Genomic DNA, 13,554 nt, shown 5'->3' on the forward strand with positions numbered 1-13,554 from the left:
TCCCGAGGAGCAGTCGCCCGGCACCCGAACGGACCAGGCCGAGTGCACTCGGGTGAACGCCTCCCTATCGTCGGTCGCAGGCGCCACCCGGTTCAGGGCCGGCGCACATCCCCCTTCGCTGTGCTGGAGGCACGACCATGCCCGGTGGTGGCACCGCCCTGCCCGAACCGCCCCTGTTACCCGGTGAGCCCGCGGAGCCACCCGGCTCGGGCGGTGCGTTCGGCGCGTCCGGTCCGTTCGTGGCCGGTCCGTTTGTGGCCGGTCCGTTCGTGGCGGGTCCCTTCGTGGCCGGTTCGAGTGCTGCGGATCCGGACGTTCCCGCCGACCTCGACCGGCTGCTCCGCCCGCTGTTCCGCGCCGCCGGACCGGACGGCGGCGTCGCCGTCGCGGTGATCCGCGGCGACGAGCGGACGGTCGCCTGTCGGGGGCGCGCCGACCGCTCCGGCGAGCGTCCGGTCCGCGCCGACACCCGATTCGCGCTCGGCTCCGTCACCAGGACCTTCACCGGGCTGCTGCTCGCCGAGATGGCCGCCCGGGGTGAGGTCCGGTACGACGACCCGATCGACCGTTACCTCCCCGCCGGTGCCGTCCCCGGCTATCCGCACGAGCGGCCGATCACCCTGCTCCACCTGGCCACCCACACCTCCGGGCTGCCCCGGCTGCCGGTCGGCCTGCTGCCGGCGGCGGCCCCGCGCTGGTTCACCCGTCCGTACGCGACGTTCGGCCCCGCACACCTGCTCAGGGCGCTGCCCCGGACCCCGGTGCGGGGAACCCCGGGCACCCAGGTGCGCTACTCCAGCCTCGGCTGCGGACTGCTCGGCCTCCTGCTGGCCAACGCGGCCGGGCAGCGCTACGACGACCTGCTGGCTGCCCGGGTCTGCGGCCCGCTGGGCCTGCTGGACACCTCCTGCGGCCCCGGCCGGGAGGATGCCACCGGGTACCGGCGCGGCCGCTGGGTGCCGTCCTTCCGGCTGCCCGCGCTGCCTGGCGCGGCCGCGCTGCGTTCCACCGCCGACGACCTGCTCCGCTACCTGCAGGCACACCTGTCGCTGGACGCCGTGCCGCTCTCCTCACCGGCCGACGCGGCGGTCCTGCGGACGGCCCTCGGCGAGGTCAGCCACCCCAGGGCCGGGCGGCGCCGGACCGGCGGCACCCGGGTCTGCCTCGGGTGGAACCACCGCTCGCTGTGCGCGACGGAGGCGGAGCCGGCGGCGGTGCGGGAAGTCGCGGCAGGGGTGGCGACGGGGAAGGCGGCGGGGGAGGTCGACGGCCCGGGTGGCGAGCCCGGTCCGTCGGGTGTCGCCGAGGAGGGCGCCGAGCTGGTGTTCCACACCGGCTCCACCCGCGGCTCCGGCGCCTTCGTCGGGTTCAGCCCGCGGGCCCAGGTCGGCCTGGCGGTGCTGGCCGGCGCCCGCTCCCTGCGCAGCCGGGGCCTGGCTCGGAGCGCGTACGAGACGCTGCGCACCCTGGCCGCGGAACGCCTGGCGGAGCCGGCGGACTGACGGTGCGCCGGGTCGGCCGCGCGGTGGCCTGACGGCGGGGTGGCCTGACGGCGGCGTGGCGCGGTCGCGCGATGGCGTGACGGCGGCGCGGGCGGACGCCGGTGCCCCGGGCGGTGGGAACCGCCCGGGGCACCGTCACCGGCCGCGCCGGCGTGTTCGGCAACCGTGCCGGGATGCTCAGCCGTTGCTGCCGGTCGGCGGCAGCTGGGCCTGGATCTGGCTCATCACCGTGCTGTCGGCGAGGGTGGTGGTGTCACCGACCTCGCGGCCCTCGGCGATGTCGCGCAGCAGGCGGCGCATGATCTTGCCCGAGCGGGTCTTCGGCAGCTCGCCGACGACCTTGATCTGCTTCGGCTTGGCGATCGGGCCGAGCGTGCGGCCGACGTGCGCCCGCAGCTCCTCGACCAGCTCCGGGCTCTCGGTCGCGCCGCCGCGCAGGATCACGAAGGCGACGATGGCCTGGCCGGTGGTCGCGTCGGTGGCGCCGACCACGGCGGACTCGGCCACCGAGGGGTGCCCGACCAGGGCCGACTCGACCTCGGTGGTGGAGATGTTGTGGCCCGAGACGAGCATGACGTCGTCGACCCGGCCGAGCAGCCAGATGTCGCCGTCCTCGTCCTTCTTGGCGCCGTCACCGGCGAAGTAGCGGCCCTCGAAGCGCGACCAGTAGGTCTCGATGTAGCGCTGGTCGTCGCCCCAGATGGTGCGCAGCATGGACGGCCACGGCTCGGTGAGCACCAGGTAGCCGCCGGAGCCGTTGGGGACCTCGACGGCGTTGTCGTCGACGACGGTGGCGGCGATGCCCGGCAGGGCGCGCTGGGCGGAGCCCGGCTTGGTCTCGGTGACGCCCGGCAGCGGGCTGATCATGATGGCGCCGGTCTCGGTCTGCCACCAGGTGTCCACGATCGGGGCCTTGCCGGCGCCGATGTGCTCCCGGTACCAGACCCAGGCCTCGGGGTTGATCGGCTCGCCGACGCTGCCCAGCACCCGCAGCGAGGACAGGTCGAACTTCGCGGGGATGTCGTCGCCCCACTTCATGAAGGTGCGGATCGCGGTCGGCGCGGTGTAGAGGATCGTCACGCCGTACTTCTGGACGATCTCCCAGAACCGGCCCTGGTGCGGGGTGTCCGGGGTGCCCTCGTAGATGACCTGGGTGGCACCGTTGGAGAGCGGGCCGTAGACGATGTACGAGTGGCCGGTGACCCAGCCGATGTCGGCGGTGCACCAGTAGACGTCCGACTCCGGCTTGAGGTCGAAGACGGCGTGGTGGGTGTAGCTGGCCTGGGTGAGGTAGCCGCCCGAGGTGTGCAGGATGCCCTTGGGCTTCCCGGTGGTGCCCGAGGTGTAGAGGATGAAGAGCGGGTGCTCGGCGTCGTGCGCCTCGGGGGTGTGCTCGGTCGACTGGCGGGCGGTGATCTCGTGCCACCAGACGTCGCGGCCCTCGGTCCAGGGGATGTCCTGCTCGGTGCGGCGGATCACCAGGACGTGCTCGACGCCGTCGACCTTGGTCAGGGCCTCGTCGATGGCCGGCTTGAGGGCGGAGGGCTTGCCGCGGCGGTAGCCGCCGTCCGCGGTGATGACCAGCTTGGCCTGGGCGTCCTGGATGCGGGAGGCGACGGCGTCGGCGGAGAAGCCGCCGAAGACCACCGAGTGGGTGGCGCCGATCCGGGCGCAGGCGAGCATCGCGACGACCGCCTCGGCGATCATCGGCAGGTAGACCGCGACCCGGTCGCCCTTGCGGACGCCGAGCTCCAGCAGCGCGTTGGCGGCCTGCGAGACCTCGTCCTTGAGCTGGGCGTAGGTGATCGAGCGGCCGTCACCGGGCTCGCCCTCGAAGTGGATCGCGACCCGGTCGCCGAGGCCGTTCTCGACGTGGCGGTCGACGCAGTTGTACGCCACGTTGAGCTTGCCGTCGGCGAACCACTTGGCGAAGGGCGGGTTGGACCAGTCGAGCGTCTCGGTCGGCTCGACGGCCCAGCTGAGGCGGCGGGCCTGCTCGGCCCAGAAGCCCAGACGGTCCTCGGAGGCCTGCCCGTACGCGGCCGCGGTGACGTTGGCGGTTGCGGCGAGCTCTGCCGGCGGGGCGAAGCGCCGCTCCTCCTTGAGCAGGTTGGCCAGGCTCTCGTTGCTCAACGCGCACTCCTCATCGAGTCATGATCGGGGACGATCCCGTGCGTGGGGATTGTCCCGTGTGTCCCAGCGCACAGCTCACCAGGCGAACGTGCCAGTTGACAAGAGGCTCCTGGGAATTGGTGTAGACCTTTGACCGATGGTCGAACGGTCGCCCGGCCTGTTCGCCACAGCGGGACATGCTAGACCGCTGCGGGGTGCACCGGGCTGCGTTCGGGTGCGTGGTAACCGTGTGGGGTGTGTCGGACCGTGATGGGGTGGGCCCGCGCCCGGGCCCGCCCGGCGGGGCGCGGGCCCGGCTCTCAGGCGGCCAGTTGCGGGTCCTCCTCGCTGTCGCGGGTCGGGGCCGGGCCGGACGGCCCCACCTGTTCGACCGAGGCCGTCTGCTGGTCGGGGCCGGCGGTGGCGGGTGCCCCGGTGTGCGCTCCGGCGCGCGGCTCCGGACGAGCTCCCGCGTCCGCCCCCGCGCGGGTCTCCGTACCGGTCTCGGTGCGGGCCTCGGTGCGGGCCTCGGTGCGGGCCTCGGTGCGGGCCTCGGTGCGGGCGTCGGTGCGGGCCTCGACCGGGCTGAACGTCCCGGCGGCGCGGTCGAGCACGTACGCCTGCGCCGTAGCGAAGTCGAAGTACATCCCGACCAGCCGCAGGCTGCCCTCCTCGACCCGGCGCTCGACCGCCGGATTCGTCATCAGCTGGTCCAACTGCTGCACGACGTTGGTGATGCAGAGCTGCTCCACGAGGTCCACCACCGGCCGGTCGGAGAACTCGGCGGGGGCTCGGCGGAGCCGGTCCAGCGAGCCCCGGCCGTTGCGCAGCCAGCGGGTCAGCGGGCTGGGCGGCCCGGGGCGCTCGTGCACGCCGTCCAGCAGGGCCTTCATCGCGCCGCAGCCGGAGTGGCCGCAGACCGTGATCGAGCGCACCTCCAGGGATTCGACGGCGTACTGCACCGCCGCCGCGACCGAGTCGTCGGCCGCGCCCGGTTCGAAGGGAGCGGGCACCAGGTTGCCGACGTTGCGGACGGTGAACAGGTCGCCGGGGCCGCTGTTGGTGATCATGCTGGTGACCATCCGGGAGTCCGCACAGGTCAGGAAGAGCTGCGAGGGGGTCTGCCCTTCCCGGGCCAGCCGGGCGAGTTCGGGCCGGACCAGCGGGGCGGTGTGCTGTTGGAACACCCGGACGCCGTCCAGCAGCCGGCCGTGCGGGTCCTCCCGCTGCTCGATGCAGTGGTGGCCGACCCAGGGCGTCCAGGCCCGGCAGCGGTGCGGGCCGGGCGAACTGCCCGCCCGTACCGTGCCGTCCGGGTCGAGCACCTCGTCGGCCTGGCGCCGCGTCACCATCGAGACCCGGCCGCCAGCGCCCTGGTGTCCCGTCCGCCAGCTGTGCAGCGTCTCGTACGCGGCGTGGTCCAGGAAGGAGCCGTCGTGGACCACGGTGACCTCGCTGCCGGCCGGGATGCCCGCCAGTGCCCGGCTCAGCCGCGGGACGGCGGCGAAGGTGAGCGGGCCGTGCGTCTGGACGGTGACCGATCCGCCCGGCCCGGTCTCGACGTCCACATGGGCGCGGGTCAGTCGGTACAGGGCGAGCAGGACGGCGGTGCCGGCGCCGAGCGCGACGCCGCCCAGCACGCCGAGGGCCACCACCCCGACCACGGTGATCAGGTACACCGGGAACTCGCGGTGCCGGTGCACGTTGCGGATGTGCGCGAAGCTCACCATCTGCAGCCCGACGACCAGCACCAGCGCGGCCAGCGCGGCCAAGGGGATGCGGCGCAGCCCGCCGGTCAGCGCCAGCGCGGCGGTGAGCACCCAGACGCCGTGCAGCACCGCGGACCACCGGCTCTGCCCGCCGGCCCGCACGTTGGCGGTGCTGCGGACGGCGCCACCGGCGATCGGCAGTCCGCCGACCACTCCGCTGACGATGTTGGCGAGTCCCTGCCCGCGCAGCTCGCGGTCGAGGTCGCTGGTGCGGTGGGACATCCGGTCGACCGCGACGGCGGACAGCAGCGACTCCACGCTGGCCACGGCGGTGACGGTGAGCACGGCGGCGAGCACCCCGGACAGGGGGCCGTGCGGCAGTGCGGGCAGCAGCGCGTGCGGTTCCCAGGCGGGCAGCTGGATGTGGGCGAGCGGCAGGTCGAGCGCCAGGGTGAGCGCGGTCGCGGCGGCGACGGCGGCCAGCGGGCCCGGCACCCAGCCCATTCGGGCGCCCAACTCGCCGGCCCGACCGGGCAGTCGGCCGAGCCGGGGCCAGCCCAGCAGGACGGTCGCGGTCACCGTGCCGACCAGCATCGCGGGCGGGTGCGGACCGGCCAACTGCCCCGGCAGGGCGAGGACGTTGGCGATCGCGGAGCCCTGCGGGGAGCCTCCGAGGACGACGTGCAGTTGCGCGATGGCGATGGTGAACCCGACTCCGGCCAGCATGCCGTGCACGATGGCGGGTGAGACGGCGAGTGCCGTCCGCGCCACCCGTCTGACGCCGAGCAGGAGTTGGAGCAGCCCGGCGGCCAGCGTGACGGCGCAGGTGGCCCGCCAGCCGTACTGGGCGATCAGCCCGGCGGTGATCACGGTCAGCGCGGCGGACGGTCCGCTGACCTGGAGCGGCGTGCCGCCGGCCAGGCCGACCACGATCCCGCCGACCGCCGCCGCGGCCAGGCCGGCGGTGAGCGGGGCGCCGGTGGCGAGGGCGATGCCGAGGGCGAACGGTACGGCGATCAGGGCGACGACCAGGGAGGCGGAGAGGTCCTGCGCCCAGCGGGCCCGGGGGCTGCCGCCCGGAGGCGCGTGGTCGGTGGTGTCGGAGGCGATGGGGGCACTGGAGATGTCGAGGGTCATGGTCTTCCCGTCTGTCCGGTGAACGAACGCAGTCAGGTCCGGTGGTGAGTCCGGAGTCGGGCTCCGGGGCGGATCGGCTGTCGTGGGTCGCGACGGTGTGGCGGGATGGCGTGGGCGCGGCGGGGAGTGCGGGTGTCACCGGCCGGCGTTGACCATCAGGGCCCGCCAGGGGCCTGGGCGAGGTGCGGGATGTCTCGCCGAGGACCGTCGGAACGGACCATCAAGACTCGGTAAACCGAGGGTAATGAAAGCTTTGCACAGCGTCGTTCGAGGAGGGAAGCGGAAAACCTTCGATTCACCCCATTGGGTGGTGGTCGAACGGTCGGGAATCTGCTGGTGGCGGTGGGTGGAGGGGGCGTGGCACGGCGAACGGGCCGCGGCCCGCCCCGGAACGGAGGGGAGGCCGCGGCCCGTTCGAGCGGAGCCGGGGATTGGTGCGGGTCAGGCGGGCGCGCCCGCCGCGGCCGGCTGCCCGTCGCCCGCGAACTCGCCCAGCACGAAGGCCTCGTCGACCTGGGTCGCGAGGTCGATGCCGACCTTGGCGTTGGCCCAGCTCTCGGCGTTGCGGCGGTGGAAGAGCACCGCCTGCGCGGTGTAGCGGTGCGCGTCGCGCAGCGCGTACGCCGCCTCCGCCTCGACCCGCAGCCGCTCCAGCACCGCCCGGTTGCCGGGCTCCAGGCTCTTCAGCGGGGGCTCGGCCCCCTGCTCCAGGCGGCGCACCCAGTCGGACTGGCCGAAGGTGGTGAGCAGGTCGGCGCCGACCTCGCGACGCAGGAACGCCAGGTCGTCCGGGCCCTGCACCTTGTTGCCGATCACCCGCAGCTGCACCCCGAAGTCGCGGGCGTAGTCCTTGTACTGGCGGTAGACGGAGACGCCCTTGCGGGTCGGCTCGGCGACCAGGAAGGTCAGGTCGAAGCGGGTGAACAGGCCGGAGGCGAAGGAGTCGGAGCCCGCGGTCATGTCGGTGACCAGGTATTCGTCCGGGCCGTCGAGCAGGTGGTTGAGCAGCAGTTCCACCGCGCCGACCTTGGAGTGGTAGCAGGCCACCCCGAGGTCCTCCTCGGTGAACGCGCCGGTGGCCAGCAGGCGGACGGAGCCCTCGTCCAGCGCGATCGGCCGGGCGCACGCGGCGTAGACCGGGTTCTCCTCGACGATCCGCAGCAGGCGCGAACCGCGCCCGGGCGGCGTGGTTTTGATCATCTCGTCGGCCGAGCGGATCAGCGGGTTGCTGCCGCGCAGGTACTCCTTGATCTCCGGCAGGTGGCCGCCGAGCGGCGGCAGCTCGGCGGCCTGGGCGTCCGTCAGGCCGAGGGCGGGGCCCAGGTGCTGGTTGATGTCGGCGTCGACGGCGATGACCGGTCGGCCGGTGGCGGCCAGGTGGCGGATGAACAGTGCGGACAGTGTGGTCTTCCCGCTGCCGCCCTTGCCGACGAAGGCGATCTTCATCTGGGACTCCGGCTCTCGCTCTGGGCCCCGCTCGGGGCCGCCTGCCCGGGAGCCGCGCGCGGCGGCGGCACCCCTAACTGGAAATCGTTATCGTCTCCGATAGTGGCCATGCTAGCCGGGGTTTGGGCCTCCTCGGGGGAGGGAAGTGAGGATTGCCTCGAACGGGTGATGCGGGGTTGCTGTTCCGGGAGGGGCGGCCCGTTCATTACTCTCGGGTAGGTGAGCACTGGAACTGATCCCCTCGCCCCGCTGGCCCAGCTCCCCGGAGTTCCCGACGCGGTCGCCGAGGTGCGCAAGGCCGTCGACCGGCTCTACGGCCACCGCGTGATGCGCCGCCGCGCGGCCGAGGTCACGTCCGAATCCGCCCTGCGCGGCGCCCGCGCGTCAGCGGCCCTGGCCGGTGCCGACTGGCCGCTGGAGGAGGTCCGGCGCCGCAGCGACTTCGGCGCCGACGCCGAGGCCCGGACGATCGGCGCCGCCCTGCGGGTCGCCGCCGAGGCCGGTCAGCTGCTCAGCGTCTGGCGGCACTCGCCGCTCCAGGTGCTGGCCCGGCTGCACCTGCTCGCGGTCGGCGACGCCGATCCCGCGGCCGGGCGGCCGCGCCGGGCGGGGGAGGACGCCGAGGAGCTGTTCCCGCTGGACCTCCCGGCGGCGGAGACCGTCGAGTCCGTCGAGGTCGACCCGGCGGCGCCGGTGCCCGTCCTGCCGCCCGCCCCGGGCGCGGACGAGGTCGCCGCGCGGCTCGACCAGCTCTCCCGGCTGCTGGTGGCCCGCGCCGAGGGCCAGGGCGTGGGCACGCCGGCCCTGGTGGTGGCCGCGGTGGTGCACGGCGAACTGCTCGCGCTGCGCCCGTTCGGCAGCCACAACGGGGTGATCGCGCGGGCCGCCCAGCGGATCGTGCTGATCGCCGAGGGGCTCGACCCGAAGTCGATCTGCCCGGCCGAGGTCGGCCTGGCGGAGCTCGGCACCGACGCCTACCGGCGGGCCCTGGCCGGCTACCTGGCCGGCACGCCCGAGGGGATGGCGGCCTGGATCGGCCACTGCGGCAGCGCGCTGCGGCTCGGCGTGCGGGAGAGCACCGCGGTCTGCGAGGCGATGCAGCGCGGGATGGTCTGACCGGCCCCTCGGGGCCGCGGCCGCGCCCACGGAAATGCGGCGGCACCTGATCCTTCCGGGTGCCGCCGCTGGTGCAGATACCGGGTGACCAAGCATGCACCGGAAGTGCCGATCAGACGGGGATCTCCTGCCCGTTCGTCTGGTCCGGCGGCCCGACAGCGGGTCGGCTGCATGTGGGTGCTCGGCTATCTGTACACGCGGTCCGTGGGGCCTGAACTGCGTTGTCGGTTCGACCTCTTCGGGTCCTGACCGGGTCTCGCGGGCCGTGCTTCATTTGTATCGCGTTTCGGGCGAAAGGGGAACCCGAAAAGTGAACTGTGCGGCGATTGCCCGTTTTGCCCGCCCTGTCGAGGGCGGACCTCAGGCGGACGGGCGGCGGCGCCGGGCCAGGTACCAGATCACCCCGGCGGTCGCGACGGCCGTCCCGACCGCCACCGCCGTCAGCACCGAAGGGCTGGGAGCGGAGAACTCCGGGAGCCGCCGCCGCAGTTCCACCGGGCGGTCGAAGACCAGCACCGGCCACTCCCGGGCCTGCGCCTCCTTGCGCAGCGCGCGGTCGGGGTTCACGGCGGACGGGTGGCCGACCGCCTCCAGCAGCGGCAGGTCGGTGGAGGAGTCGCTGTAGGCGTAGGACTCGGTCAGGTCGTAGCCCTCGGACGCGGCCAACTCCCGGATGGCGGCCGCCTTGTTCTCGGCGTACGCGTAGTACTCGATCTCGCCGGTGTAGCAGCCGTTCTCGACCTTGAGCCGGGTGGCGATCACGTGGTCCGCGCCGAGCAGCGCGCCGATCGGCTCGACCACCTCGGAGCCCGAGCTGCTGACGATCACCACGTCCCGGCCGGCCGCGTGGTGCTGCTCGATCAGCGAGGCGGCCTCGTCGTAGATGATCGGATCGATCAGGTTGTGCAGGGTCTCGGCGACGATCTCGCGGACCTGCTGGACGTTCCAGCCCCGGGTGAGCGAGGAGAGGTACTCGCGCATCCGCTCCATCTGGTCGTGGTCCGCGCCGCCGGCCAGGAAGACGAACTGGGCGTACGCGCTGCGCAGCACGGCCCGACGGTTGATCAGGCCGCCCTGGTAGAAGGGGCGGCTGAACGCGAGCGCGCTCGACTTGGCGATGATGGTCTTGTCGAGGTCGAAGAAGGCGGCCGTGCGAGAGCCGCCCGGCTTCGGGCGGACCGGCTGGCGGTGCTCCTCGGGCCCGGTGGTGTCGCCCGGGGACTCGTCGGCGTGATCGTCGGCGTTCTCGGTGGTGTCCACGGGAACCGAGGATAGAGGGAGCCACAAAACAGCCCGCCATTCGGCGTACTCGCGGGCGTGCGGGTTTGTGTTTCTGGCCGCTCGGGTACACCATGGAAGTCACGGATCGTTCGCGACCGTGCTAACCCGGTCCGGCTCCTCCCCCCCGAGTCGGGCCGTGGATAGACGACCCCCGCTCTCCCCCCCGGCGGGGGTCGTCGCACGTCCGGGGCCATTTTCAGGCCTTGAAGGGCACGGTGCCAGGCGGCGCTGCCGCTCGGTCGGCGGTGTACAGGGGGTGTCGGCGGCCCGGTCGGTCGCCCGGATTTCGTCACTCTGCGTTGCCGTTCGCATGGATTGACCGCATGCCCGCCCGGCTGGTTCCGACCGGCGGTTCACCGCCTCCGCGCGTCTCGTCCGATGGTGCCCGAGGGATGTCCGGGGCCCGCGGGGTCGGGTCGGTATGGGGTGTCGGTTCATCTCCGTGATCCGCAATCGTCAATTCTTTGCCGATTAGCCCCCCGCCCGGGTGAACGCTTAGCCATTCGGCACATGAGTTATCCACAGGGAATCGGAACGCGACAGACGGAATCCGGATCTCCCCCCACCGTGGTCGTCGGCGGCGGTCGCCGGGCATGGCCTCACCCCTTCCTTGGAGGTCTGCCGGGCGGCCGTCCGCCGGAACCGTCCGACGTGCGCCGCCGGCCCCTGGCCCGCGGCGCGGAGGGGAGCCACCATGTCGACGCCGATCGCCGACCACGTCACCGCCGAGGGGCCCGGGAGCACCGGACCGCTCGTCGTCACCGAGGACGAGGCCCTGGCCGAGCACCTGCTGCGGCTGTGCGCCGCCGCGGGGGCCGAGCCCCGGCTGATCCGCGGCGCGCCGCCGACGCGCGAGCACTGGGACGCCGCCTCGCTGGTCCTGGTCGGGGACGACCAGGTCCAACGCTGCGCCGGGCTCGGCCGGCGGGCCGGCGTGCTGCTGCTCGGGCTGGACCTCGACGACCCCGGGGTCTGGGTCCGCGCCGTCCAACTCGGCGCCGAGCACGTGCTGTTCCTGCCCGACGCCGAGGCCTGGCTGCTCGACCGGATCGCCGACGCCGCCGAGGGCGCCGGTTCGCCGGCGGTCACCGTGGCCGTGCTCGGCGGCCGGGGCGGGGCCGGGGCATCCACCCTGGCCTGCGCCCTCGCGGTCACGGCCGCGCGGACCGGGCGGCGCACGATACTCATCGACGGCGATCCGCTGGGCGGCGGCCTCGACATCCTGCTCGGCGGCGAGACGGTCCGGGGGCTGCGCTGGCCCGACCTGGCCGGCTCCCGCGGGCGGGTCAGCGGGGCCGAGCTGGCCCGGGCGCTGCCGGCGCTCAAACGGCTCTCCGCGCTCTCCTGCCTGTCCTGGGACCGCGGCGACACGCTGACCGTGCCGCCGGAGGCCATGCGCAGCGTGCTGGCCGCCTCCCGGCGGCGCGGCGGGCTGGTGGTGGTCGACGTGCCCCGCCATCTCGACGCGGCCGCCGGGCAGGCGCTGGAGCAGTCCGACCTGGCGCTGCTGGTGGTGCCCGCCGAGCTGCGCGCGGTCGCGGCCGCCGACCGGGTGGCGGCGGCCGCCCGGATGCGGCTCGGCGACGTCCGGGCCGTGGTGCGGCGGGTGCGCATCTCCGGGCTCCCGGCGCGCCGGATCGCCCGGAGCCTGCGGCTGGAGCTGGTCGGGGAGTTGGAGCCCGAACCGGGCTTGGCCCAGGACGTCGACAAGGGCGTCCCGCCCGGGAGCCGGGAGACCGGCCCGCTCGCGCGCTTCTGCGCGACCTTCCTGAACGAAGTGCTGCCGCCGGTCCCGGCGGTCGGAGGAGGTGTGTACTGATGGTCCGTCTGCGCAGGACGACCCCGCGGGGCGGGGCAGCGGTCACGGGCGACGGTGTGCGGGAGCACCGGCCGCTCCGGAGCGTGCCGCCCCCCGGGCCCCCGCCCGAGGCCGACCACGGGCCCTGCCCGTACGGGCGCACGGCCCGCGAGGAGCGGACGGCGGAGCTGGTGGACGCCGTGCGGCTGCGACTGGCCGAGTCGGGGGCCGCTCCGACCGCGGGTTCGGTCGCGGCCGTGCTGCGGGCCACCAGGCCGCCGCTCGGCGGGGACGAGGTGCTGGACACCGTGCGCTCGCTGCGCGCCGAACTGGTGGGTGCGGGCCCGCTGGAGCGGCTGCTGGCGGCGCCCGACGTCACGGACGTGCTGGTGAACGGTCCGGACGAGGTGTGGGTCGACCGTGGCGGCGGCCTGCACCGAGCCTCCGGAGTCCGTTTCGCCGACGCCGAGGCGGTGCGGCGGCTGGCCCACCGGCTGGCCACCGCGGCCGGGCGGCGCCTGGACGACGCCCGGCCCTGGGTGGACGCCCGGCTGCCGGACGGCACCAGGCTGCACGCCGTGCTGCCGCCGATCGCGGCCGGCTGCACGCACATCTCCCTGCGGGTGTGCCGGCCCCGGCCGTTCACGCTCGACGAGTTGGTGGCGGGCGGGGCCCTGCCGCCGGAGGGGGCCGACCTATTGGCCGGCATCCTGCGGGCCCGGCTGTCGTTGCTGGTGTCCGGCGGGACGGGCTCGGGCAAGACCACCCTGCTCGCGGCGCTGCTCGGCCTGGTCGGGCCGCAGGAGCGGCTCGTGGTGGTCGAGGACTCGGCCGAACTGCGCCCGGCCCACCCGCACGTGGTCCGGCTGCAGAGCAGGCCGCCGAACCAGGAGGGGCTGGGCGAACTCACCCTGCGGGACCTCGTCCGGCAGGCGCTGCGGATGCGTCCGGACCGGCTGGTGGTCGGCGAGGTGCGCGGGGCGGAGGTCTCGGACCTGCTGGCCGCGCTCAACACCGGGCACGAAGGCGGCTGCGGGACGGTCCACGCCAACACGGCCGCCGACGTGCCGGTCCGGCTGGAGGCCCTGGGCTCGCTCGCCGGGCTCGACCGGCCGGCCCTGCACAGCCAACTGCGCGCCGCGCTCGACGTGGTGGTGCACCTGGTCCGGGAGCCGGGCTCGGGGCGGCGCCGGGTGGCGGAGATCCACACCCTGGCGGGCGACCGCGAGGGCCTGGCCGTCACCACCGAAGCGGTGGCGTTCCCGGCGGCGGGCGGCATGGTCCCGGGAGCGGGCTGGGAGCGGCTGATCGGGTTGCTCGCGGCGCGCGGGGTGGCGATCGCTGCGGGGCCGACGTGACGTCGGCGGTGGCCGGGCTGGCGGGCCCGCAGGCGCGGGCGGTGGAACTCGCCTTCGCACTGCTGCTGATCGGGTGTGCGGCCGGGGCAGTGGCG

At 74.4% G+C, this 13,554-nt stretch carries 8 protein-coding genes; 4 read left to right on the plus strand and 4 right to left on the minus strand.

The window, feature by feature from the left end:
• Positions 1-269 precede the first annotated feature (269 nt).
• On the plus strand, positions 270-1,502 hold the full coding sequence (locus VM95_RS18800) for a serine hydrolase domain-containing protein (RefSeq protein WP_244178840.1): 1,233 nt from the start codon (positions 270-272) through the stop codon (positions 1,500-1,502).
• 177 nt (positions 1,503-1,679) lie between these two features.
• Here the strand turns inward: VM95_RS18800 and acs are convergent, their stop codons facing one another.
• The 3 genes from acs to VM95_RS18815 all read right to left on the minus strand — a co-directional run bounded on the left by acs (position 1,680) and on the right by VM95_RS18815 (position 7,906).
• A complete protein-coding gene (gene acs, locus VM95_RS18805) occupies positions 1,680-3,635 on the minus strand; it encodes an acetate--CoA ligase (protein WP_045698269.1) in 1,956 nt (651 codons plus the stop codon).
• 299 nt (positions 3,636-3,934) lie between these two features.
• A complete protein-coding gene (locus VM95_RS18810) occupies positions 3,935-6,460 on the minus strand; it encodes a SulP family inorganic anion transporter (RefSeq protein ID WP_078860122.1) in 2,526 nt (841 codons plus the stop codon).
• 441 nt (positions 6,461-6,901) lie between these two features.
• Complete coding sequence (locus VM95_RS18815; protein ID WP_045698271.1) at positions 6,902-7,906, minus strand: ATP-binding protein; 1,005 nt, start codon at positions 7,904-7,906, stop codon at positions 6,902-6,904.
• Between the two features lie 219 nt (positions 7,907-8,125).
• Here VM95_RS18815 and VM95_RS18820 point away from each other — a divergent pair, with 219 nt between their 5' ends.
• Positions 8,126-9,022 carry a Fic family protein gene (locus tag VM95_RS18820; RefSeq protein WP_078860124.1) on the plus strand — a complete coding sequence of 299 codons (897 nt, stop codon included), beginning with the start codon at positions 8,126-8,128 and terminating at the stop codon, positions 9,020-9,022.
• Between the two features lie 360 nt (positions 9,023-9,382).
• Here VM95_RS18820 and VM95_RS18825 read toward each other — a convergent pair whose 3' ends face one another.
• Positions 9,383-10,282, minus strand: a complete 900-nt coding sequence (locus VM95_RS18825; RefSeq protein ID WP_078860126.1) for an HAD family hydrolase — start codon at positions 10,280-10,282, stop codon at positions 9,383-9,385.
• A 715-nt stretch (positions 10,283-10,997) separates the two neighbouring features.
• On the opposite strand from VM95_RS18825, the gene ssd reads away from it, so the two are divergent.
• On the plus strand, positions 10,998-12,122 hold the full coding sequence (ssd, locus tag VM95_RS18830; RefSeq protein ID WP_045698274.1) for a septum site-determining protein Ssd: 1,125 nt from the start codon (positions 10,998-11,000) through the stop codon (positions 12,120-12,122).
• A gap of 167 nt (positions 12,123-12,289) precedes the next feature.
• Positions 12,290-13,459 (plus strand): TadA family conjugal transfer-associated ATPase, encoded by a 1,170-nt coding sequence (locus VM95_RS18835; protein WP_045698318.1) that lies wholly within the window; start codon positions 12,290-12,292, stop codon positions 13,457-13,459.
• The last annotated feature ends 95 nt before the right edge of the window (positions 13,460-13,554 follow it).

It is taken from the genome of Streptomyces rubellomurinus, from assembly GCF_000961885.1.
Classification (GTDB): domain Bacteria; phylum Actinomycetota; class Actinomycetes; order Streptomycetales; family Streptomycetaceae; genus Kitasatospora; species Kitasatospora rubellomurina.